The following is a 22,020-nucleotide window of genomic DNA, read 5'->3' on the forward strand; positions in this document are numbered from 1 at the left end:
CCAGGCTTAGCGTCGGTGCATGTCCATCACTGACTGTCCATTGCTTCCGGTTGTCGGCGGAGACCTCACGGTGCCGCTCATCGACGGAAGCAGCACGCGCTATATCAATCTGGACTACGCCGCCTCGACGCCGGCGCTCGAGGTTGTCGCCGAGCACCTGACAGAGGTGTTGCCGCTCTACGCGAGTGTTCATCGCGGCGCGGGGTACGCGTCGCAGGTCTCCACCTCTGCCTATGAGAACGCCCGCATCGTCGTTGGCGACTTCGTGGGGGCGCGGCCGAACGACCAGGTGATCTTCACCCGCAACACGACGGACTCCCTCAACCTGCTCGCAAGTATCGTGCCGGGGGAGACCGTGCTGCTCGACATTGAGCACCACGCCAACCTGTTGCCGTGGACACAGACCGATGGCCGGGTGATCACCGCGGGTGCGACTATCGCCGAGACGCTGGAGAAGGTTGCCGCCGCGCTCGCCGAACGGCCCGCAGCGCTGCTCACGGTCACCGGCGCCAGCAATGTGACGGGGGAGACTCTGCCACTCAAGGCGCTCGCCACCATCGCCCACCGCCACGGCACTCGTCTGGCCGTCGACGGCGCGCAACTCGTGCCGCATCGCAGGGTGGACCTGGCGTACGACGGCATCGACTACCTGGCGTTCTCGGGGCACAAGACCTACGCCCCGTTCGGAGCTGGGGTGCTGGTGGGTCGCGGCGACTGGCTCGACGCCGGCGCGCCATACCTGCTCGGCGGCGGCGCGGTCAGCCGCGTCTCCCTCGACGAGACCACCTGGCGCACCGGACCGGCCAGGCACGAAGCCGGCTCGCCCAACGTGCTCGGCGTTGCAACGCTCGCCCGCTCCCTGCGCGCCCTGGCCGAGCTCGACGATGCCCGCTGGCATGAGCACGAAGCCGCATTGCGCGCGCAGCTGGTCGACGGCCTGTCCGCTCTGCCCGGGGTGCGCGTGCTGCAGATCTTCCCCGATTCGACGGCCCCCGTCGGGGTAGTCAGCTTCACTGTGGCTGGCGTCGACTCCCGGTTGCTGGCCACGTATCTCTCGGCCGAACGCGGAATCGGCGTGCGCGACGGAAAATTCTGCGCGCATCCGCTGCTCACGAGACTCGGCATCACAGAACCGGCGTTGCGCGCAAGTGTCGGAGTCGGTTCGTCGGCAGCGGATGTCGCAGCCCTCGTCGACGCCGTGGCCGACTATCTCGCACATGGCCCGGTCTCCACCTACGAGCTCATCGATGGGCAGTGGGGCGTGAGCGGGGACGACCGGCCCAGGCCGGAGTGGGCGCCGGTGCTCGGAGCGGGCGTCGGCTACTACGGCTGCGGCGCCTGACGTTCGAACGCATCCAGCAGCCGGTCCGTCAGGCGGCGCGAGGCAACTGCGGCATCGCCCTCTGCAGCCATGACGACACCCGCATTGGCCTCCATGAGGAGTGTGAAATCACGCCAGTGCAGATCGGCAACCACGTGGTTGTCGGCCTTCGCCCGGCGGATGAGCTCCGTAAATCCTGCCTCGATGCTTCGCCGCTCAGCGACATAGCCGTCGCCGTGCAGGAACGATGTGACGACCATGTCAGCGCACGCCGGGTGGCGGGCCTGTTCGCCGGCCGCCTCTTCGACGATCGTGCGGAGCGCGCGCCATGCATGCGGCTCGGCACTGGCATCGACCAGGCGCCCCTTCCACCATGCAACGCTGCTGGAGAAGACGGCATCGATCAGGGCTTCCTTGGTGGGGAATCGTCGAAAGAGCGTGGCAACGCCGACGCCCGCGCGTTTAGCCACTTCGGTCATTGAGATACCCGTGCCGAGCTCGGCGAACGCGTCGCTGGCCACAGCAACGATGCGATCGCGATTGTCGCGGGCGTCTACGCGCAGCTCGGTTGCTCCCGTCGCGGCCATGGGTGCCTCCTGGGCTAGATGGAATACGTGAACGAATGTACTAAGTGGAATTACCGTGCCAGTTAACGATAGCGTTCACAGTTGGAACGGCCGTTCCATTTATCGAAGGAGACCTCGTGCGTGCTGCTCAATTCTTGAGGTACGGGGGTCCGGCCGTTCTTGCAATTGTCGAGGTTCCGGTGCCTGTGCCGACGGCATCACAGGTGTTGGTGCGCGTGGCCGCCACCAGCGTCAATCCAATGGACACGGACACTCGCAGCGGTTCGCTCAGGTTTCTCGCTGGGCGCCGCTTTCCGCAGGGCACCGGCATCGACGTGGCCGGAACGGTTGAAGCGGTGGGAAGCGACATCACAACATTTCGGGCGGGTGACCGAGTCTGGGGGATCAAGGCCGGATTCTTCCCCCGTTCGACCGGCGCTGCGGCCGAATTCATGGTTATTGACGCGTCCCTGCTCGCGATCATGCCGCTCGACCTGAATGAGGTGGATGCCGCTGCCCTGCCTGCTGTTGGCGTCACGGCGATCACCGCCGTGCGCGACACCGGTCGGGTCGAGGCGGGTGACCGCGTGCTCGTCCGCGGTGGTGCCGGTGGGGTCGGGAGCGTGGTGGTGCAATACGCGCACTTCCTCGGAGCCCACGTGACCGCTCTCGTCAGCGAGCGGAACATCGACCTTGTTCTGTCGTTGGGCGCCGACGTGGCCCTGGATCGCAGGACGACAGCAGTTGACGACCTCGGAACGTTCGATGTGATCGTAGACACCGTTGGATCCGACCTCCTGCGGTATCGGAGACACCTGTCAACGCATGGTCGCATGGTGACGATCGCATTCAGCTCGATGAAGAGCATGGCGGCTGTGATCCTGTCGGCTGTGTACGGACCGAAGCGGATTCGGACGTTCTTCGGCCAACCCGCGCGGGGCGTGATCGCAGAGCTCACCACGATCGTCGAGGCCGGTGGGATCGTTCCGGTGATTGACGAGATCTATCCGCTCGAGAAGATCGCACAGGCGCACCATTCGCTCGAGGCAGGCGGCGGGCACGGAAAGAACGTGGTTCAGGTCCTGGCCTGACGGGCGGGCGGGACGGGCCGCGCCAACTCTCTGCACTGCGTAGGCTGGTCCTTGGCCACAGTAATGGTCCCGTCGCCCAGAGAGGATCCCACTCGTGTCCGCTACAGACTTGCCCCGTGAGCGAAAAGTTCAGTCGGTTGCGCGCGCTCGCGTGCTGCGCACAGAGCGGATCACCCCGCACATGGTGCGCGTGGTGTTCGGCGGCGAAGGCCTGGCCGACTTCCCGATGGCGGAGTCCGCACCCACCGACAGCTACGTGAAGCTGATCTTCGCGCCCACCGGTGCGCCCTATGCGGTGCCGTACGACGTCGAACAGGTCAAGCTCGATCACCCGACAGAGTTCTGGCCAGTCCTCCGCACCTACACGGTGCGTCGCTGGGATGCCGCACTCGGCGAGCTGTCAATCGACTTCGTGGTGCACGGCGATGAGGGTGTCGCCGGTCCGTGGGCAGCATCCGCTCAGCCCGGCGACGAACTGTACGTACGTGGTCCCGGCGGGGCATATTCACCCAGAGCGGATGCCGGCTGGCACCTGTTCGTCGGCGATGACTCGGCACTGCCCGCCATCGCCCGCGCGCTCGAGGCACTGCCCGCCACGGCGACAGCCGTTGCCGTGATCGAGGTTGGCACTGCGGCTGATGAGTACCCCCTCGTCACGGCGGCGCAGCTCGATGTGACCTGGGTGCACCGCGACGAGCAGGGCACTACTGATTCTGGCTCTGGCTCTGGCTCTGACTCGGGCACAGACCCCGATGCCGCCATCGTCGCCGTCGTGCGCGAGCTTCCGTTCCCTGAGGGCCAGGTGCACGCGTTCGTGCACGGGGCCGCCGGATTCGTGCGCGAGATCCGCCGTTTCCTGCGGGTGGACAAGGCCGTGCCCCGTGACTTCCTCTCCATCTCCGGATATTGGAAGCGCGGCCTGGCCGAAGACGGCTGGCGCTCGGCCAAGCGCGACTGGAACGCCCCTGTCGACGAGGCAGAAGCACAGGTCGAGGCCGCGCAGTCCGACACTGCGCAGTCCGACACTGCGCAGTCCGACGCAACGATCCCGGAACGCTCCACCCGCCGATGAACCTGATCGAGTGGCTGTTCGACGCCCAGTTGCATATCGGCGACCAGGTGGTTCTCTGGCGCGAGATCGTCGGCAACGCATTCGGGCTGGCCAGTGCACTCGGTGGCATGCGCCGCAAGATCTGGGCGTGGCCCGTGGGTATTGTCGGTAACGCGCTGCTCTTCACGGTGTTCCTTGGGGCGGTGTTCGACACCCCGAACCCGATCAACCTGTGGGGCCAGGCCGGTCGACAGATCATGTTCATCGTGGTGTCGATCTACGGCTGGATCCAGTGGTCGCGCAGTCGGAATTCGACGACGCACATTGCCGTCTCCCCGCGGTGGGCCGGCAACCGCGTGCGCATTCTCCTCGGCGTCGGCATGGTTGCCGGAACACTGGTGCTGACGCCGATCTTCACCGCACTTGGATCGTACGAACCGGTCTGGGCCGACGCCTGGATCTTTACCGGCTCGCTGCTCGCCACCTACGGCATGGCCAAGGGCTGGACAGAGTTCTGGCTCATCTGGGTGGCCGTCGACCTCGTGGGCGTTCCCCTGCTGTTCAGCGCGGGCTTCTACGCATCCGCTTTGATGTACGTGTTCTACGGGGCGTTCACGCTCGCCGGCTTCTTCGTCTGGATGCGCGTGCAGCGCAGGCAGAGTGGCGCACCAGCCCTCACCTAGGGTCTCCTCGACCACCGGGCTACATTACGTCCGGTTGCGTCATGTGAACTGCCGGGCGTAACACGCTCGCCGGGGCGCGCCCGATGCGCATAGCGTGCAGGCATGAGCGAGCACATCATTCTCGGAGCAATGTTCAGGGCCCTCGGGGCATACCCGTCTGGCTGGCGGTACCCCGGCGCCCACAACAACCCACTCGACGACACGGCCGTGCTCCGCAAGACGGCGAAACTGGCCGAAGCCGCCAAACTCGACTACCTCTTCTTCGGCGACTGGCTGGCGACCGGCCACGACCTGGAGTTCCGCGACCCGTACCTGCTGGCCCGTATCGACCCGCTGTCCGCCATCACCTTCCTGGCCGGCGTGACGAAGAAGATCGGCCTCATCGCAACGGCCAACACCACATACACGGATGTCTACGCATTGGCCAGGGCGACGGCATCCGTTGACCGGCTGAGCGGTGGGCGAGCCGGACTGAACGTCGTGACAGGCGCCGAGCCGCGCGCGGCCGGCAACCACGGGCGCGACGAGCACTGGGGCAACGAGCACCGCTACGACCAGGCTGGCGAGTTCGTTGATGCGCTGCGGTTGCTCTGGGATAGCTGGGAGGACGACGCATTCGTGCGCGATCGTGTGACCGGTGCGCTGATCGACCCGTCCAAGCTGCACCGCGCCCAGTACGGCGGCGAACACGTGCGCGTGGCGGGGGCGCTGAACGTTGCGAGGCCCGTGCAGGGACACCTGCCGCTGGTACACGCCGGCACCTCGCTGCGCTCGCGGCAGCTGGTGCGGGACGAAGCGGACCTGGCCCTCGTCGCCCTGCCGTCGCTCGCCGAAGCCGTGGCATTCACCGCGCGCATCAAGCAGGAAGCGGCGGACGTCGGACGCGACCCCGGCCAGCTCAAGGTGATCACGCCTGTTCTGCCCATCGTGGCCGAGACGCGGGAGGAAGCCTGGGACATCTTCGACACCCTGATCTCTCTGGTTCCCCTTGACGACGGGTCAGAGCTCTCGAAAGCGGATGATTTCCCCAAGGGTCGTAGCATCCGTGCGCTGTCACAGGTGGTCGGGGTGGCGCTCGGCCCTCGGGGGCTCGACGACCTCGTTCCCGTTCGGGTGGCTGCCCGCTTCAGCGATGTCGGCAAGCAACTCCTCGAGACGGTTGCCGCGCGCACCGGGCGCAGGCTCGGCAGCGCATCGCGGCCGGTCACGTACCGGCATCTGCTCGTGACGCACGTGATTCCGGCATCGGTCGTCGTGGGGGATGCCGTCTCGGTGGCCGATCACTTCGAGCAGTGGTTCACCTCTGGTGCCGTCGATGGCTTCAACGTGCTCACGGCCTTCATGAACGACCAGTTCGAGGCGTTCACCACCCTGGTGGTGCCTGAGTTGCAGCGGCGCGGGCTGTTCCGCACTGAGTACACCGGGTCAACCCTGCGCGATCACCTGGGCCTTGAGCGTCCGCGCAACCTGCACGCCGTCGAACGGGAGCAGCAGGAGCAGGCAGGTAGCCGGACGGCGTAGGGCGAGCAGCGCAGGCGAGCGGCGCGCTATTCCTCGTCGTCGAACCGTGCCCGCGCCCGCTCCACCTCGGACATGTTCGCCGTCGTCCAGCGCAGTAGCGCGTCGATGAGCTCGTTGAGCGTGTCGCCAATCGGGGCGACTCGGTACTCGACGGCGAGGGGACGCGTGGTGATCACGACGCGCTCGACCATACCGTTGCGTTCAAGGCGACGCAGCGTAGCGGTGAGCGACTTCTGCCCGATGGCCGGGATCTCGCGGCGCAGCTCGTTGAAACGCAGGGGATGGCCGCACAGCACATCGAGTACCTGCAGTGACCACTTGTCGAGAACCTGGTCGAGCAGTTCGCGGTGCGGTTCATCGACCAGGAGCAGGGCAGCGTCGGCGTGGGAGGTTTCGTTCATGACACCTAGTCTCGTTGAAGTTCCCTTCGTGCACCAGGTAGACATGGGGTACCTACTCGCTCGAACTAAGGAAACCTATGACCGTGCAGCTGCTATCCCCTGAGGGCATGATCCAGCCCGTGCCTTACGCCCACGTCTCCGTCGCGACGGGTACCCGCCATGTGCACGTCGCTGGACAGGTCGGCCGGGACCCCGACACCGACTACATGGCGGACGACTTGGCCGGGCAGGTCGCCCAGACGCTGCGTAATACCGCCCGCGGGCTCGCCGGAGCGGGTGCGACGTTCGCCGACGTCGTGCGCCTGCGCTTCTTTGCCACCCAGTGGTCGCCAGAGAAGATGGGCGACTTCATGGCAGGCGTCGAACTCGTGGCCAGGGAACTCGGTCTGCCTCAGCCGATGCCGCCGGCATCGCTCATCGGTGTCGACATTCTGTTCGAACCCGACGTGCTCGTCGAACTCGAGGCATACGCCGTACTTGACTGAGCCGTCGCCTCGTCGCCTGCTCCACGTCTTGCCGCGGTAACGCTTCTGGCTGGTGCGTCATACCCAGCGCACGCACGGTGCTCGCGTAGTCTGCACCTCGGCCATCAGTGCGACGGGACGGCGTGCTGGGAGAACGTGCCATCAGGCGCCCACCGTACGGCGACATCAACATAGAGCGGGCTGTGTGGGTTGTCCCCGCCGGCAAACTTCGCGACGACCCTGCTCATCAGCCAGAGCCCGTTCTGCTGGAGCACGCGCAAGCTCGCGCACGCAGAGCTGATGCCCTGGTAGCCGTCGAGGATGACCAGGCAATAGTCATCCGTTTCCCGCTGCACGGCGTAGACCCCGTATCCGCCCGGCTGCCGCACCGTGCCGAACACACTCCTGATCGATTCGTTGACGAAACCCCGCCCGAGGTTCAACGTCTCGCCGCCCGGGAGCCCAGCGGGCTGGTCGAAGACCTGCAGCACGTCGCTCGCGCTGCCGGGTGGCTGCGGGGAGCCCGTGGTCTCGAAGGCGGCGAACATATTCGACACGGCGGCCGTGCTTGTCCCTGGCTGATCGAGCATGCCCTTCAACCACAATCCAGCGATAAGGCCAGCCACGATTCCGACGCAGGCGCCGATCGCCACGAGGACGCTCGTGGCCGGCCGCTTCCGCCATCGCGTGTTCGGGGGTGATTCTGGCGGCGTTTCTGGGGGCGAGGCCGGGGGTGAGCGCTGGCCCCAGCGGTGCGTCGGATCAGCCAGGCTTGTTGTAGCGAGGGCAGGGTCGGGGGAAGTGTCGAGGTCAGCGTCTGCGTTAGCGCGAGGGTTAGCGCGAGTGTCAGCGTCGGGTGGCACAGCCGTTCCGGTGTCCGCCGCCGGGTGATCCCGCATCCGCTCGAGGAGGGCATCGAGCGCTGACTCATCGTCGGCCAGTTCCTGGAGCAGCACCCTGAGCTTGTGCTCCGATTTCGTCATCCGCACGCTGTACCCGGTGTGGTACGTGACCTCGATTAGGGGTTCCGTCTCGTTTCGGCGAGAGAACACCGCGGCCTGCAGGCTCGCGAGGTGCGACGCCGGGTCCGGCACCTGCCGTGGAGAGGTCGTGAGCGGATGCGCGGCCCACCAGAGCGCGTCGAGTACGTCATGGCGCCCGGCATACTCGGTGCGTAGCAGAACCAGCAGTTGCGCATTGGCTTGCGCAGCCGACCACAATTCTTCGGCCTCTGTTGCCCGCATCACTGAGTGAAAACCGTCCGTTAGGGTGAAGATTACTCCGCCTTTTGCATACGAGTAGGAGGCAGAATAGAACATGCCTAACCGACTTGCAGAGGCCATCAGTCCGTACCTGCGTTCGCATGCCGACAATCCGGTCGACTGGTTCGGCTGGGGCGAAGAGGCATTCGCCGAAGCTGCCCGGCGCGACGTTCCGGTGCTCGTCTCCATCGGGTACTCGACCTGTCACTGGTGTCACGTGATGGCCAGGGAATCCTTCAGCGACCCGGCAATTGCCGAGTACTTGAATGACCATTTCGTGAGTATCAAGGTCGACAGGGAAGAGCATCCTGATGTCGATGCCAGCTATCTGGCCGCGGCCAGCGCCTTCACTCCAGAGTTGGGGTGGCCACTCAACGTCTTCGTGACACCACAGGGCAAGGCCTTTTTCGCCGGCACCTATTTCCCGCCGGCGCCATCGTTCGGGCGCCCCTCGTTCCCGCAGGTGCTCGAAGCCGTCACCGAGACCTGGACGAACCAGCGAGTCGCCGTCGAGGCCAGCGCCGATCAGATCGCCGCTGCGATTGCCGATGCGGCCGGCCAGCTGAGCGGATCGACGGAGCCGCTGCCGACTGATGCAGAGTTCCAGGCGGCGGTCGACGAACTCATCGCCTACGAAGACCAGACGCATGGTGGATTCGACGGTGCCCCCAAGTTTCCCGTGGCGCCTGCTCTTGGCTTCCTGCTCAGCGCGTCCTCATCGTCGGGAACGGAACTGGCGTTGCGCACGCTGAAGCGAATGGGGGCTTCGCCGCTCCGTGACCCGGTCGAGGGCGGATTCTTCCGCTACGCCGTGCGGGCGGACTGGAGCGAACCGCACTACGAGCGGATGCTCTACGACAACGCGCAGCTGCTCGATCTCTATACTCGCGCCTGGCAACTGACCGGCGAGGAGTGGGCGCGCATCGTCGCGACCGGAATCACGCGCTTCCTGACCGACGTGATGCAGCTGCCGAGCGGCGGTTTCGCCAGCGCACAAGACTCGGAGAGCACGGTCAACGGCCAGCGCACAGAGGGTGGGTACTACTCACTCGAAGCGGATGACCGCGCCGCGGAAACCCCGCCGGCCCTCGACGAGAAAGTGCTCACCGGCTGGAACGGACTGGCGATCGGTGCGCTGGCGCGTGCTGGATTCGTGTTCGGAGACGACACAGCGACATCCGCTGCCCGCTCGACCGCCGACTACCTCATCGCGCACCATCTGCTGGCTGACGGGCAGCTGGTGCGTGCCTCCGTTGGCCAGCGACTCTCTGCGGCGCGGGCGACGCTGGAGGACTACGGCATGTTCGCACGGGGCCTCCTCGAGCTGGCGATGGTGACGGGGCAGTCGCGATACGCCACGATTGCGCGGGACCTTGTTGACAGCACTCTAGGTTCAGCCACCGACGCTGGCGCTGCCACGGGCACCGACGCTGACGCTGCCACGGAAGCTGATGCGGGCACCGGCCCTGGATCGCAGGCGCGCGCCGCGGTGTTCGCGCCCCCTCATGGCGCAGACCCGATCCTGGTCGGACAGAGGCTCGCTGTGCAGATCGATCCATCTGAGGGGGCTTACCCGTCTGGCATCAGCGCGCTGGCCGATGCATGCCGGCTGCTCTACGAGCTGACGGAGGAGCAGCGCTACCGGGAGGCCGCAGAGGCCGGCCTCGCAGCGCTGGCCGCGATCGCCCCAGAGCGCCCGCTGGCGTTCGGTGCCGCACTTGGCGTCATGGCGCGGCTGGTCGTTCCTCCCCGGCAGCTCGTGGTGGTGTCTCCGAATGCAGAGGCGGCCAGTGCAGATCCTCGCGGGCTCCTCGGCCACCTGCGCAACCCCGTCGGCCAGACTGGCGCACCGGCATCCGCTGGCGCACCGGCATCGGCTGCCGCACTGGCATCCGCTGCCGTGTCGCTGGCCACGGTCACCGCGGTCATCGTGACCGAAGCCCAGGCGAAAGACTGGGTGGCGGCGGGATTCGAGCTGGTCGCCGGTCGCACCGCTCTCGAGGGGATGCCGACGGCCTATCTGTGCCAGAACTTCGTGTGCCGGGTACCGGTCACCGACCCCACTGAGTGGGTGCGCGGGTTGGCGGCGGGGGACGCTGACAGCACAATGGAGAGATGAGCGACGTACAGATTAAGCGGATTTACGACGACCTGAGCCCGGAGGACGGCTGCCGCGTGCTGGTCGATCGACTCTGGCCGCGCGGCGTGCGCAAGGAAGACGCGCACCTTGACGCCTGGGTGAAGGACGTGGCACCCAGTCCTGAGCTCCGCACGTGGTGGAACCACGATCCAGACCTGATGGACGAGTTCGCGACGCGATATCGAGCCGAGCTCACCGAGAACCCGGACAGCGTCGCAGCCGTCGCCGCGCTGGTGGGTCTCATCGCGCAGAACGACGAGGCGAAGCGGCCGACGACCCTGTTGTATGCGGCGCATGATCCACGGGTAAATCACGCCAGGATCCTGGCTGAATTCCTGAACGAATAGATTCGGACTGGCCCCCGAATGGGCCACGAAAAACCACGCTCTCAGAACGTGCATGGAAGCAGCAATCTGCGGCGTAGACTGTGCCAAGCGCCACCATTGATCTTCTGGCGATTTCCACCGGGGGGCTGGGAATCGCAGAACCCCTCGCCCGGCGCCGACGTTCACCATCGAACGCACATTCTTCGGCACAGAACACTGTGCCCTACTCACGTGATTCCACTTCCAGGAGGACCATGGCACCCATCGATCGATCAGACGACATCTCGCCTCAGGGCGACGGCGACGGCTTCCGCAAGGCTGATGCTGCGAGCACTGACACAGCTGCGATCCCGGTACTGTCCCTCAGTCGTGAACCGGAACTTGTGCTGGTGGCAACGGATGCCAGAACTCGCCGGTTCGATCGAGACGATGTCGTCGTGCGGAAGGGTGAGATCACCCTGTCGCAGGGGCATTTCACGCCACACGAGTCGATGGTCAGTGACCTGGTTGCCGTACACGACGCGCTGACGCGTGCCGGCATCGAATTCCTGCTCGTCAGGGGCGACGGCGGCCGGCTGGTCATCGCCGTCAATCGGTCAGCGCGCAAGAAGATCACCCGCGTGCTCGCCGAGGAGTTCGCCAACGAGCCGTTCTACGTGCGTCCGGTCACCATCGAGCCGAACGGTGACACGCACACCGACGACACCGGATCGGCCCTCCTCGCCGACGACGGGCTGCTCACGTACCGTTCAGCCAACGTCTTCCGGGTGTATCGCCCCCGGATCGAGCCGATCGGTCGCCTGCGCTACGGCGCGGACACCGCCTTCCAATTTGAACTGTGGCGCTTTGGCGAAGACGAGATCATCGCCCCCGTCGAGAACGCGCTGATGCGGCTCCGGCTGCCTCGCTCAGAGGCCCGCGAGACCACGATCGACCTGCACGGTCGAACGTGGCGCACCTTCCAGAGCATGTTCGACGACCTCGCCAGCGACGTCAGCTTCGACATCGACCTCGTCTTCTCCTGGGTCGACGGGTCATCCAGCGATTTCCAGCGCGAACGCGCCAAGCGGATGCAGGCATACGTAGTGGGAGAGGGTGACGACTCCGACGCTCGCTTCCGTCAGATCGACGAGCTGAAGTACGCGCTGCGCAGCGTGTACCTGTTCGCGCCGTGGATCCGTCGAATCTTCATCGCGACGGACTCGCCAGCACCGGCATGGCTGGCCGACCACCCGCGGGTCACCATCATGCGCAGCGAAGAGTTCTTCGCCGATCCGAGCGTGCTCCCAACGCACAACTCGCACGCCGTGGAGAGCCAGCTGCACAACATCCCCGGCCTGGCGGAGCACTTCCTCTACTCGAACGACGACATGTTCTTCGGTCGTCCGATCGGGCCAGACCTGTTCTTCTCTCCCGGCGGCATCTCCAAGTTCATCGAAGCGTCAACGCGCATCGGCCTCGGCGAGAACCAGCCGGAGCGCAGTGGTTTCGAAAACGCTGCGCGCGTCAACCGCGCACTGCTGCATGAGCGTTTCGGCAAGGTGACCACCCGGCACCTGGAGCACACGGCAGCTCCCATGCGGAAGAGTGTGATGCGCGAGCTGGAGGCCGAGTTCCCCGAGGACTTCGCCCGCACGGCGGCCAGCCGGTTCAGGTCGTCCACCGACATCTCGGTGACGAACTCGCTGTACCACTACTACGGGCTCATGACCGGGCGCGCCGTCGCGCAGACCCAGGCTCGCTCGCTCTACGTTGAAACGACGCTGAAGCGTGCACTGCACCAGATGGATCGTTTGCGGAAGCGGCGCGACCAGGACATGTTCTGCCTGAACGACGGCAGCTTCCCCGAAATCTCCGACGAGGTGCGCCGCGAGGCAGTCACGAGCTTCCTCGACCGCTACTTCCCGTTCCCTGCCCCATGGGAGCATGTGGAACAGTCCAGTGCGAGCGGGTTTGCCGATGGCGTGAGCGCACCTGGCCTGGCCAGTGACGACTCTCGTGGCGCCAGCGAGCCCGCAGCGGGCACCGTAGCGGGCACGGCGGCCAGCGATTCGACGCCGGTCAGTTCACTGCCGATCAGCGCAATACAGGGATAGGCCGGGTCATCGGCGGCTCCCGGAAAACCGGGACCGATCCGGCCGGCAGGATCTGAATTCCGGATGCCGCCAGTCGGCGAGTGCTCTCGTCTGCGTCGATGTAGTCGAGAGCCTCGTAGCTGCCGAGCGGAACCACAGAGTGCAGCACCGTGTCGGGGTACACATGCACCAGGTTGAACGCGCGGCCACCGTCGCGACCGCGGGTGCCGCCGACGGGCACGGTGAGATCCTGGGTGTAGCAGGTGGCGGATGCCACGGACACGGGGATTCCCGCGAAGGTCGCAGTGGACGAGTAGTGGAGATGTCCGGCCAGGATGCTGCGGACATCCGTTCCTCGCAGCACCTGGGCGAGCGGGCCCTGATCGCGCAGTTCGACGGACACCGCCAGGTCGAGCACGCTCGGGATCGGCGGGTGGTGCATGACCAGGATGGAACCGTCGATCGCTGGAACGGCAAGCACGTCATCGAGCCACTCGAGCTGGGCAGGCGTGACCTCGCCGTGGTGCGCGCCAGGAACAGTCGAGTCGAGCGTGATGATGCGCAGGCCGTTGATCTCTGTGACGCTGTCGACGGGGGTTGTCGTCGGCCCCTGGTCGAGCAGCCCGGTGCGGAACGCGGCGCGGTCGTCGTGGTTTCCCATCACCCAGATCACCTGGGCGCCGAGGCGTTTGGCAACGGGGTCGACGATCGCTCGTAGTTCGTCGTATGCGCCTGGCTCGCCGCGATCGGCAAGATCACCGGTGAAGATGATCGCCTCTGGGCGGCTCCCAGATGATTCGACAGCGGCGAAGAGTTCAACCAGGTGTCGCGTGCTGTCCACCGTGTTGTAGAGGCGATTGCCCCCTGCAAGAAGGTGCGTATCACTGAGGTGGATGAGAAAGTGGTCCGGCCTGGGGTATTCGGCCGTTCGCATGCTCACGAAGATTCCATTCGTTGTCACGTGCACACTCTGCGCGGATGCACTAACGGTACTGCCGATATTCGAACACGGGTAGTTGAACATCCGGTGTACGCCACGCGCAGTGCGCCTGTACGCCTGCTGCACTGTGTGCGTCACACGAAAGCGCACTGTGTGTCTGTCTGACAATGTCAGATCGACACACAGTGCGCTTTCGCGGTGCTGGCAAAGCGGTGCTGGCTACTCGGCGGACTGCGGCTTGTTCTCGCCGACCGAGAGCGCGCCCTCGCTGCTTGAGGTCGTCACCTTCACCTTGCGCGGCTTCGCCCGTTCGCTGACCGGGATGGTGACGCTCAGCACTCCGTTGGCGTAGCTGGCGCTGATCCGCTCAACATCGACGCCTTCGCCGAGTTGGAGCTGGCGCAGGAAGGATCCGGCCTGGCGCTCGCGCGTGATCCACTTGACGCCCTCGTGGTTGGCGAGCGTGCGCTCTGCACGAATGGTGAGGAGCTGACCGTCGACATCGATGTCCACCGAACCAGGATCGATGCCGGGCATGTCGGCGTTCAACAGGTAAACATCGCCGTCGCGGTACAGGTCCATGGGCATCCGGCGCGGCCCAAGTCGGTTGTCGAGCAGTGCGCCCGCGAAACGGTCGATGTCGCGTAGTGGGTCAAAGTTCGCCATTGTCTACTCCCTAGCTCCGGGTCGAGACCCGATTCTCAATCGCATGTCAATAACTTGAGTCGAGGGGACTCAACTATTGACAATTAAACACCGGTGCCGGATGCCTGCCAACGGACACGACGAATTCTCAGTTGGCTTTGAGCGAACGCAAGGCTGCGGCCTGGCCAGCGTCGTCGGACTGCTCGCGCGCCGCCAGAATCTGCTCCACGTTGGCTTCGGCCCACACTCGAATCGCCTGGACGGGTTCGAGCAGTGAGATCCCGAGCGGTGTCAGGGTGTACTCGACGCGCGGGGGAACCTGGGCGAACACTTCCCGGCTGAGCAGGCCGTCGCGCTCCAACGCGCGCAGCGTCTCGGTGAGAACCTTCGGTGTCACGACGCCGATGTCGTTCTTGAGCTGCGAAAAGCGCTTCACCCCCGTGTTCAGCGAGAGCAAGACCTGGAGAGTCCACTTGTCGCCGATGCGACCGAGGATCACGCGGCTCGGACATGACGGCTTGAGGGCGTCGTATGACACGGCGCCTGTGTCATTCGGGATCGCGATGCTATCCAAGGGGTAACCGACTTCCGTTGAAGTATCCAGTATCTAATTCATACTATTGGCGAAAGTGGTCAACAGCACAACGAATCAACACCACAACGACAATCAGAACGGATGCAGGCATGAATATTCTTCTCACCGGTGCCACCGGCTACATCGGCTCGGCGGTTCTTCGACGGCTCCAGCAGAGCGGACACACTGTCACGGCCGTCGTGCGCAGCGACGGGGCAGCCCAAAGAGTCGCGTCCGATGGGGCGACGGCGCTCGTGCACGATGTGACGGATGAGGCGTGGCTGGTCGCCCGCTTGCGTGAGGTCGACGGGGCCATTCACGCTGCAGCCCCCGCGGAGGGCAGCGCCGCAGCGTTTGACGACGCCATCCTGAACGCGGTGATCTCAGCTTTCGGTGGCACCGGAAAACCGTACGTCCACACGGGTGGCATCTGGTCATGGGGCGACAACGCGGCCATCACCGAAGACAGCCCCCTCGATCCGCCAGCACTGACACAGTGGCGAGCTGCACGGGAAGCGCGAGTCCTCGCATCCGCTGTGAGAGCCAGCGTGGTGTCGCCGGCCATCGTCTACGGGAACGGCGGTGGCATCCCGATCAGCATCATCCGCGACGCACCACGCACGCAGAGCGGCGCGCTCACGCTGGTTGGTAGCGGAGACCAGCACTGGGCGACAGTGCACGTCGACGACCTCGCCGACCTGTACGTGCGGGCGCTTGAGACATCACCTGGCAACACGCGGTTCGTCGGCGCAAGCGGTGAGAATCCGACGGTGCGGGAACTCGGACGTGCCGTCGTCGGGCCAACGGGCGAGATCGTGCCAGAGAGCGCCGATGCCACCCGCGCGCGGTTGGGAGGCGCGTTCGCCGACGCCCTGTTGCTCGACCAGCAGGCCAGGGGAGACGCGGCCAGGCAACAACTCGGCTGGCGGCCGGCAGCACCATCGCTCATAGCCGAATTGAGCGTGGCCGCGCCGGTGGCTCTCTAGTCGTTCGCCGTCGCGGTGCCGGCTGCCCTAGCCGAAGCACAAAGCACTGCCTAGGCTGTCGGCATGGCTCGCTACGTGCGGTTTGACGAATTCGGTGGCACTGAGGTCTTGCACATCGTGCATGACGATCCGCCGTCGCCTGCGCCAGGAGAAGTGCGCGTGAGCGTTCACTCTGCCGGCCTGAACCCGGTGGACTGGAAGATCTTTCGCGGCGGGCCAACGGCTGCCGCCTATCACGCTGAGCCTCCGTGCGGTAACGGAAATGACTTCGCCGGAGTGATCGATGAGATCGGCACAGGCGTTGTCGATTTCGACCTTGGTGACGAGGTGCTGGGGGGCAAGCGGATGTTCGCCCAGGCCGACTACCTCGTCATCGACGCCGACCAGGTCGTTCGCAAGCCCCCGGCGCTCGGCATGGACGAGGCCGGCGCACTCGATATCGTCGGTAGAACGGCATGGGCGACCGTGCGCTCGCTCGGACTCACCTCCGCCGACACCGTGCTCGTCAGCGCGGCGGCCGGCGGCGTCGGCGTGCTGGCTGCACAACTCGCAAAGCGCACCGGCGCCACCGTCATCGGCACGGCGAGCGAGGCCAACCACGACTTTCTGCGCGGCCTCGGCATCATTCCTGTCGCCTATGGCGAGGGCATGGTCGACCGCATTCGCGCCGTCGCGCCGCACGTCACGGCGGCCCTCGACAACAACGGCCCTTCCAGCATCGACGCGGCACTCAAGCTCGGCGTGCCAGGGCACCGCATCAACACCATCGCTGCGCGCGGCCATCGAACGGATGCCGGAATCCAGGGTGTCGGCGGCGCACAGGCCGGCGTGAGCGAACTGGAGAAGGTGGCGGAACTCATCGCGGCGGGCGATCTCGTGTTCCCCATCGACAGCGTCTATCCGTTAGAACGCGTGAAAGATGCGTACGCGCACCTGATCGGCGGACATTTGCGGGGCAAGGTCGTTCTGGGCTTGGTCTGACTGGGCCTGGTCTGACTGGGCCTGGTCTGGGCCGCCGCTGGAGGCTGGTGGCTCGATCACCGATTTCGGTGTGCAAAGGTTGAAGGGTGCGCCAGAACCAGACGAACTCGCCGGGACGTTACCTGGTCGCCGCCGTTTGCCTCGTTGCCGCTTTCATCGTGCTCTACGTCTATTTCGTGCGCACGGAGGCCGGGCAGCTCATCGACCAGCTCGCCTACAACGGCGCTGATTTCGGCTGGCGCAGCGTCACCCCGTTCACGCGGCGCATTCTCGATGCGCTGCCGGCAATTTCGGGCATCGTCGGCTTCGTGCTCACCATCGTTATTGCCCTGGTCAGACGCAACTGGATCACCCTGGTCGTCGCGCTTTCTGCGGCTGCAGCGGCTGCCGCCACCACGCAGATCCTGAAGTACGCGATTCTCAGCCGGCCGGACTTCGGTGTTGAGGGCTTCGCCGACAACTCATTCCCTTCGGGGCATACGACGGTTGCCGCGGCATCCGCTCTCGCTGTTTTCCTGGTGTCAAGCGCTCGAACGAGGCCGGCAGTGGCCGGACTCGGCGCCGCCTATACCGTCGTCGCGGGGGTGTCGACGCTGGCCAATCAGTGGCATCGGCCGAGCGACGTGATCGCGGCGCTTCTCGTCGTGGCGTTCTGGGGGTGCGCGGCGGGATTCCTGTTGGCTGTCCTGGTTCCTGGGCGGGCGCCGGTGCGTGCTGCGCGACCAATCGCGTTGCTCATCTGGCTCATCGGGCCGTTCCTGGTGGTCACGGTGATTGCGTTCGTGCTGACGCTGGTCAACTCGGCCAAAGACGACCCGAACACCGTCATCGCGTACATCGGCGGGGTCGCAGCCATCATCGCAGTGGGGTTCTCGCTCGCAGCGATGGCCGTCCGCACGTTCTCGCGCTTGCCCTGACCCCGACCTTTCCGCCGCAGGCCGGTTGCGGGGCAGGTCTACCATCCCGGGAAGTCGCGTGTAACACTGGCCCTATGGTCGTCACGCTCAGAGGGCTGCAGACTGCTGTCCCTCCCACAATTCTCGTGCAGGACCAGGTACGCGACGTGTTCGCCGCGCAGCCTGATCTCAGTCGGCTTGCCCAACGGCTGGTCACCACCTCGTTCAATATGTCGGGTATCGATACCCGGCGAACGGTGATCGAAGAGCTCACGCTCGATGCCCAGGCGGGTGACCATGAGCCGCAGTTCTTCGATCCGGAGACGCGGCGGTTGCTGGTGCCGGGCACCGGCGCGCGCAATGAGCTGTACATCACCGAGGCGACGAAGCTGTTCGTGGAGGCGGGGCGGCTCGCACTCGAGGCGTGCCCCGGCGTGGAGGCCGCCGACATCACGCACGTGGTGACGGTGTCGTGCACGGGCTTCTACGCTCCTGGACCCGACTTCATGCTGGTGCGCGAGCTGGGCCTGAATCCGGCCACCCAGCGCTACCACTTGGGTTTCATGGGCTGCTACGCCTCGATGCCGGCCCTCCGCACAGCCAAGCAGTTCGTCGAGGCCGACCCGAACGCCGTGGTGCTGGTCGTCAGCGCCGAGTTGTGTTCGCTGCACCTTCGCACCTCGAACGATCCAGACACCATCGTCGCCTCGTCGCTGTTCGGCGACGGCGCTGGGGCAGCGATCGTGAGTGGCCGGCATCCGGTTGCGGGGGAGAAGGCGTTCACGCTCGACCATTTCTCGACGGTGATCACGCCGGTCGGTGAGGAGTCGATGGCGTGGAAGATCGGTGATGCCGGCTTCGAAATGGTGTTGAGCTCGTACGTGCCGCACATCATCGACGAACACATCGAGGGTGCGCTCGCGCCGCTGCTCGCCCAGGACGAGGAGCTGTGCGTCTTCGCTGACGCCCTGCGGAACGGCGACGGCGGCCGGGTCGGTGACGACGGCCGGGTCGGTGACGAGGGGCAGAGTGAGCTCGGCGCGAGCCTCGACTCTGGTGCCAGCAGAGCGGATGTCGGCGCGCTGTCCCCGAACGGCGAGGCGACGGCAGACCTGGCGGTCACGGCGCTGCTGCGTGAGGTGCTGGGCGAAACCCCGGGGGCGATTGCGTCCCCTGGCAGCCTGTCAATGGCAGCGGATGCCGATGCCGCGCTCCGCTCTCCCTCGGCCGGCGAGCGGCAGACGGCGACACTGGAACAGCCGTTAGACAGGGCGATCGCGCACTGGGCCATCCACCCAGGCGGACGCAGCATCCTCGACAAGACAGAGGCGAAGCTGGGGCTGAGCGCTGAGCAACTGGTGCCGGCCCGGGAGGTGCTCCGCACCTGGGGAAACATGTCGAGCGCCACCGTGCTGTTCGTGATGAAAGCGATCCTCGAGAGTGACGACACCGTCGAGGGCGATCGCATGTGCGCGATGGCATTCGGCCCGGGGCTGACCGTCGAGAGCGCGTTGATGACCGTCATCGTCGGGTAAGGCGTGCGGGGGATTCCGTCGCTCGGACTGCGGGCCGACGACATCGAAGAGGTCATGGATTCGCCGGACTGTGACCCTGAACGCCTGCGGAACACCTACGAGAACTTCCGCTACATCAATGCCGTGCTGTCGGGGTGGCGGCGGATGTACGTGCGCGACATCCGTCCGTCCCTGTCTGCGAAATACCAGAGCACGCTGCTCGATATCGGTACGGGCGGTGGCGATGTGGCGCGGGCGCTGGCTCGCTGGGCGATGCGTGATCGGCTGCGGCTGACCATCGTCGCCATCGACCCGGATGCCAGGGCGCACGACTTCGCGACCAGCCAGCCCACTATGCCGGGGCTCAGCTTTCGCCAGGAGCTCAGCTCTGACCTTGTGGCGCGGGGTGAACGCTTCGACTTCGTGATCTCGAACCACGTGTTGCACCACCTGAGTGCCAGGCAGCTGGGCGCGCTGATGCTCGACTCGGAGCTGCTCTGCCGCCGACAGGTGCTGCACTCCGACATCGAGCGCAGCCTGTGGGGGTACCTCGGATTCGGGCTCGGCACCTGGCCGCTGTTTCGGAACTCGTTTATTCGTGAGGACGGACTCACGTCGATCAGGCGCAGCTACACGGCGCACGAGCTGCGCGCGGGATTGCGCGTTGCGGCGGGTGTGGGCGGTGGTGGCGGCGAGCGGGACGGGAGTCGTCTCGGTGGCAGCGGTGGCGGTATCGGGAGTGGCTGGCGCGTGACGCGCGAGGTGCCGTCCCGGCTGGTGCTGCGCTGGTCGCCCGACCGCATTGAGCGTGACCCGGTGCATGCCACGGAGCGTGGCACGGTGGACGTCACGCAGCATGACACGGAGCGTGAGCTGGGCGGCACGCAGCACGGCGCGGAGCGTGAGCTGGACAGCGGCGCACCTCATGCGTGACGTCATCATCGTGGGCGGCGGCCCCGTCGGGATGCTGCTGGCCTGCCTGCTGGCTGGGCGTGGCCTCGACATTCAGGTCGTCGAGCAGCGGGAGGCGCCGGCCAGATTGTCGCGGGCGATCGGCATACATCCGCCGTCGCTGGTTGCGTTGCGGGAGGCCGGCGTGCTCGATGAGGTACTGGCCGATGCCGCTCGGATTCGGAACGGCGAGGTCTGGAGCGGCGGTGCACGGCTCGGCGCCCTGTCGTTTGAACGGCTGCCGACGGAGCATCAGTTCGTGGCGTCGTTGCCGCAGCATGTCACAGAGGAGTTGCTGGCTGCCCGGCTCGAGGCGTTGCAGCCCGGTGCGCTGCGCAGGGGAGTGCGTGCGGCGGCGATCAGAACACTGCCAGACCGGGTGGCGGTGACACTTGAGCAGGTGGTGGCGCCTGAGGCGGGGGCGCTTGAGCCGGTGGCCGGGGCTGGTGAGGCATCCGCTGTCGGGGCTGGTGACAGATCTGGCGCCGGAACCGCCGCCGGAGCTGGTGATCGAGCTAGTACCGGAGCCACCGCCGGGGCCGCAGCCGGAGCCATAGCCGGGGCTGGTGCCGGGGCCGCGGCCGGTGACACTGCATCGCACGCGGTGGACACCCTGGAGGCCCGGTTCATCGTCGCAGCGGATGGCGCACGCAGCTCGGTGCGCACCGCGGCCGGCATCCGCTGGCAGGAGTATGGCCGGAGCGAAACGTACCTAATGGCCGATTTTCCGGCGGATGCCGCGTTCGAGTCGGTCGCCGTGCTCTACTTCGAGCGGGGCGGGGTGGTGGAGTCGCTGCCTCTTCCCGGCGGCCGTCGACGGTGGGTGGCGCTCACGGATGGACTGCAGGCCGGGGCGAGCGCCGCTGAGCTGGCTGGCATCATCCGCTCGCGTACTGGCATCGCGGTACCGCAGACGACGGATGCCCCAAGCGCGTTCACAGCGCGGCAACGGCTGGCCGAGCGGATGGTGTCCGGACGCACGGTGCTGGTGGGGGATGCGGCGCACGAGATCAGTCCGATCGGCGGGCAAGGCATGAACCTGGGCTGGCTCGACGCGGTGGAGTTGGCGCCGGCACTGGAGCAGGGAGTGCGTGAGGATGCCGGCGGGCGCGGTGCTGGTGCTGCTGCGGGCGGCGGCGGTGGTGGCGGCAGTGGTGGTGCAGTCGGTGCGGGCAGTGCGCGTGGTGCGGATGGCGCGGCCGGTGCGGGCAGCATGGGTGCGGGCAGCATGGGTGCGGCCGATGACGTGGCTGCACTCCGGAGTTACGACCGGCATCGGCGGGCCAAGGCGCGAATGGCGATGCGGCAGGCCGGGTTCAATATGGCGATGGGGCGTCCGAGCGACGGTCTGCAGCTGCGGGCGCGCAACGGGCTCGTGCGGATGCTGGCGGTTCCGCCCGCCGACGCTGTGCTGGCAAGGGCCTTCACGATGCGCTGGCTGTGAGGGGCTGAAGCTGGCGCGCTGGCGCAGGCGCCTTTCCCAGCCGCGGGGTCCGTCACCGCGCCCGTGACCGCGCCCGTTCTGGGGAGTCGCGCCCGCCACAGCGGGCGCATTCAGCCACAACGGGCGCGCTCAACGCGGATGCAGTCCGCGCGACGCCAGCGCTGGCCGCCACGTCCGGTGCGCGCGGT

The 22,020-nt window shown here is 66.3% G+C and carries 21 protein-coding genes; 15 read left to right on the forward strand and 6 right to left on the reverse strand.

Features of this window, described 5'->3' with window-relative positions:
- Positions 1-19: 19 nt before the first annotated feature.
- Positions 20-1,342: an aminotransferase class V-fold PLP-dependent enzyme gene (locus AC25Z0_RS00270; RefSeq protein WP_488131884.1), complete on the forward strand. Its 1,323-nt coding sequence runs from the start codon at positions 20-22 to the stop codon at positions 1,340-1,342.
- Here AC25Z0_RS00270 and AC25Z0_RS00275 read toward each other — a convergent pair.
- Complete coding sequence (locus AC25Z0_RS00275; RefSeq protein ID WP_488131885.1) at positions 1,324-1,908, reverse strand: TetR/AcrR family transcriptional regulator; 585 nt, start codon at positions 1,906-1,908, stop codon at positions 1,324-1,326. The genes AC25Z0_RS00270 and AC25Z0_RS00275 overlap by 19 nt on opposite strands.
- A 209-nt stretch (positions 1,909-2,117) precedes the next feature.
- Between AC25Z0_RS00275 and AC25Z0_RS00280 the strand changes: the two genes are divergently transcribed.
- The 4 genes from AC25Z0_RS00280 (at position 2,118) to AC25Z0_RS00295 (ending at position 6,233) form a co-directional block, all read left to right on the forward strand.
- Entirely contained in the window at positions 2,118-2,978 is an 861-nt protein-coding gene (locus AC25Z0_RS00280; RefSeq protein ID WP_488133094.1) for an NAD(P)-dependent alcohol dehydrogenase, read from the forward strand.
- Positions 2,979-3,072: 94 nt separating this feature from the next.
- Positions 3,073-4,050, forward strand: coding sequence for a siderophore-interacting protein (locus tag AC25Z0_RS00285; RefSeq protein ID WP_488131886.1), 978 nt, complete (start codon positions 3,073-3,075; stop codon positions 4,048-4,050).
- Complete coding sequence (pnuC, locus tag AC25Z0_RS00290; RefSeq protein WP_488131887.1) at positions 4,047-4,712, forward strand: nicotinamide riboside transporter PnuC; 666 nt, start codon at positions 4,047-4,049, stop codon at positions 4,710-4,712. The genes AC25Z0_RS00285 and pnuC overlap by 4 nt, the downstream gene beginning before the upstream one ends.
- A gap of 102 nt (positions 4,713-4,814) precedes the next feature.
- Complete coding sequence (locus AC25Z0_RS00295; RefSeq protein WP_488131888.1) at positions 4,815-6,233, forward strand: NtaA/DmoA family FMN-dependent monooxygenase; 1,419 nt, start codon at positions 4,815-4,817, stop codon at positions 6,231-6,233.
- Positions 6,234-6,259: 26 nt separating this feature from the next.
- Here the strand turns inward: AC25Z0_RS00295 and AC25Z0_RS00300 are convergent, their stop codons facing one another.
- The gene (locus AC25Z0_RS00300; protein ID WP_488120858.1) at positions 6,260-6,634 is read right to left on the reverse strand and encodes a winged helix-turn-helix transcriptional regulator; all 375 of its coding nucleotides are present in this window, start codon (positions 6,632-6,634) and stop codon (positions 6,260-6,262) included.
- A gap of 77 nt (positions 6,635-6,711) precedes the next feature.
- Between AC25Z0_RS00300 and AC25Z0_RS00305 the strand changes: the two genes are divergently transcribed.
- Positions 6,712-7,119 (forward strand): RidA family protein, encoded by a 408-nt coding sequence (locus AC25Z0_RS00305; protein ID WP_488131889.1) that lies wholly within the window; start codon positions 6,712-6,714, stop codon positions 7,117-7,119.
- Positions 7,120-7,223: 104 nt separating this feature from the next.
- Here the strand turns inward: AC25Z0_RS00305 and AC25Z0_RS00310 are convergent, their stop codons facing one another.
- Positions 7,224-8,342 carry a hypothetical protein gene (locus AC25Z0_RS00310; RefSeq protein ID WP_488131890.1) on the reverse strand — a complete coding sequence of 373 codons (1,119 nt, stop codon included), beginning with the start codon at positions 8,340-8,342 and terminating at the stop codon, positions 7,224-7,226.
- Between the two features lie 73 nt (positions 8,343-8,415).
- Between AC25Z0_RS00310 and AC25Z0_RS00315 the strand changes: the two genes are divergently transcribed.
- The 3 genes from AC25Z0_RS00315 to AC25Z0_RS00325 all read left to right on the forward strand — a co-directional run bounded on the left by AC25Z0_RS00315 (position 8,416) and on the right by AC25Z0_RS00325 (position 12,922).
- Positions 8,416-10,479 (forward strand): thioredoxin domain-containing protein, encoded by a 2,064-nt coding sequence (locus AC25Z0_RS00315; RefSeq protein ID WP_488131891.1) that lies wholly within the window; start codon positions 8,416-8,418, stop codon positions 10,477-10,479.
- Complete coding sequence (locus AC25Z0_RS00320) at positions 10,476-10,847, forward strand: DUF488 domain-containing protein (RefSeq protein WP_488131892.1); 372 nt, start codon at positions 10,476-10,478, stop codon at positions 10,845-10,847. Before AC25Z0_RS00315 ends, AC25Z0_RS00320 begins: the two co-directional genes overlap by 4 nt.
- 233 nt (positions 10,848-11,080) lie before the next feature.
- Positions 11,081-12,922, forward strand: coding sequence for a stealth family protein (locus tag AC25Z0_RS00325; RefSeq protein ID WP_488131893.1), 1,842 nt, complete (start codon positions 11,081-11,083; stop codon positions 12,920-12,922).
- On the opposite strand, the gene AC25Z0_RS00330 is transcribed toward AC25Z0_RS00325, so the two are convergent.
- The 3 genes from AC25Z0_RS00330 to AC25Z0_RS00340 form a co-directional block, all read right to left on the reverse strand.
- A complete protein-coding gene (locus AC25Z0_RS00330; protein WP_488120907.1) occupies positions 12,903-13,835 on the reverse strand; it encodes a phosphodiesterase in 933 nt (310 codons plus the stop codon). The genes AC25Z0_RS00325 and AC25Z0_RS00330 overlap by 20 nt on opposite strands.
- A 225-nt stretch (positions 13,836-14,060) precedes the next feature.
- Complete coding sequence (locus AC25Z0_RS00335) at positions 14,061-14,507, reverse strand: Hsp20/alpha crystallin family protein (protein ID WP_488120864.1); 447 nt, start codon at positions 14,505-14,507, stop codon at positions 14,061-14,063.
- Positions 14,508-14,634: 127 nt separating this feature from the next.
- Positions 14,635-15,024 carry a winged helix-turn-helix transcriptional regulator gene (locus tag AC25Z0_RS00340; protein WP_488131894.1) on the reverse strand — a complete coding sequence of 130 codons (390 nt, stop codon included), beginning with the start codon at positions 15,022-15,024 and terminating at the stop codon, positions 14,635-14,637.
- A gap of 146 nt (positions 15,025-15,170) precedes the next feature.
- Here AC25Z0_RS00340 and AC25Z0_RS00345 point away from each other — a divergent pair, with 146 nt between their 5' ends.
- From AC25Z0_RS00345 to AC25Z0_RS00370, 6 genes are all read left to right on the forward strand, one after another.
- Positions 15,171-16,046, forward strand: coding sequence for an NAD-dependent epimerase/dehydratase family protein (locus AC25Z0_RS00345; protein ID WP_488131895.1), 876 nt, complete (start codon positions 15,171-15,173; stop codon positions 16,044-16,046).
- A gap of 63 nt (positions 16,047-16,109) precedes the next feature.
- The gene (locus tag AC25Z0_RS00350) at positions 16,110-17,027 is read left to right on the forward strand and encodes an NADP-dependent oxidoreductase (protein ID WP_488120867.1); all 918 of its coding nucleotides are present in this window, start codon (positions 16,110-16,112) and stop codon (positions 17,025-17,027) included.
- 86 nt (positions 17,028-17,113) lie between these two features.
- Positions 17,114-17,944, forward strand: a complete 831-nt coding sequence (locus AC25Z0_RS00355; protein WP_488120868.1) for a phosphatase PAP2 family protein — start codon at positions 17,114-17,116, stop codon at positions 17,942-17,944.
- The gene (locus AC25Z0_RS00360; protein ID WP_488120908.1) at positions 17,941-19,458 is read left to right on the forward strand and encodes a type III polyketide synthase; all 1,518 of its coding nucleotides are present in this window, start codon (positions 17,941-17,943) and stop codon (positions 19,456-19,458) included. Before AC25Z0_RS00355 ends, AC25Z0_RS00360 begins: the two co-directional genes overlap by 4 nt.
- Positions 19,459-19,461: 3 nt before the next feature.
- Complete coding sequence (locus AC25Z0_RS00365; RefSeq protein WP_488131896.1) at positions 19,462-20,370, forward strand: methyltransferase domain-containing protein; 909 nt, start codon at positions 19,462-19,464, stop codon at positions 20,368-20,370.
- Positions 20,339-21,832: an FAD-dependent oxidoreductase gene (locus AC25Z0_RS00370; protein WP_488131897.1), complete on the forward strand. Its 1,494-nt coding sequence runs from the start codon at positions 20,339-20,341 to the stop codon at positions 21,830-21,832. The genes AC25Z0_RS00365 and AC25Z0_RS00370 overlap by 32 nt, the downstream gene beginning before the upstream one ends.
- The last annotated feature ends 188 nt before the right edge of the window (positions 21,833-22,020 follow it).

Source organism: Leifsonia sp. Y862 (assembly GCF_057669585.1).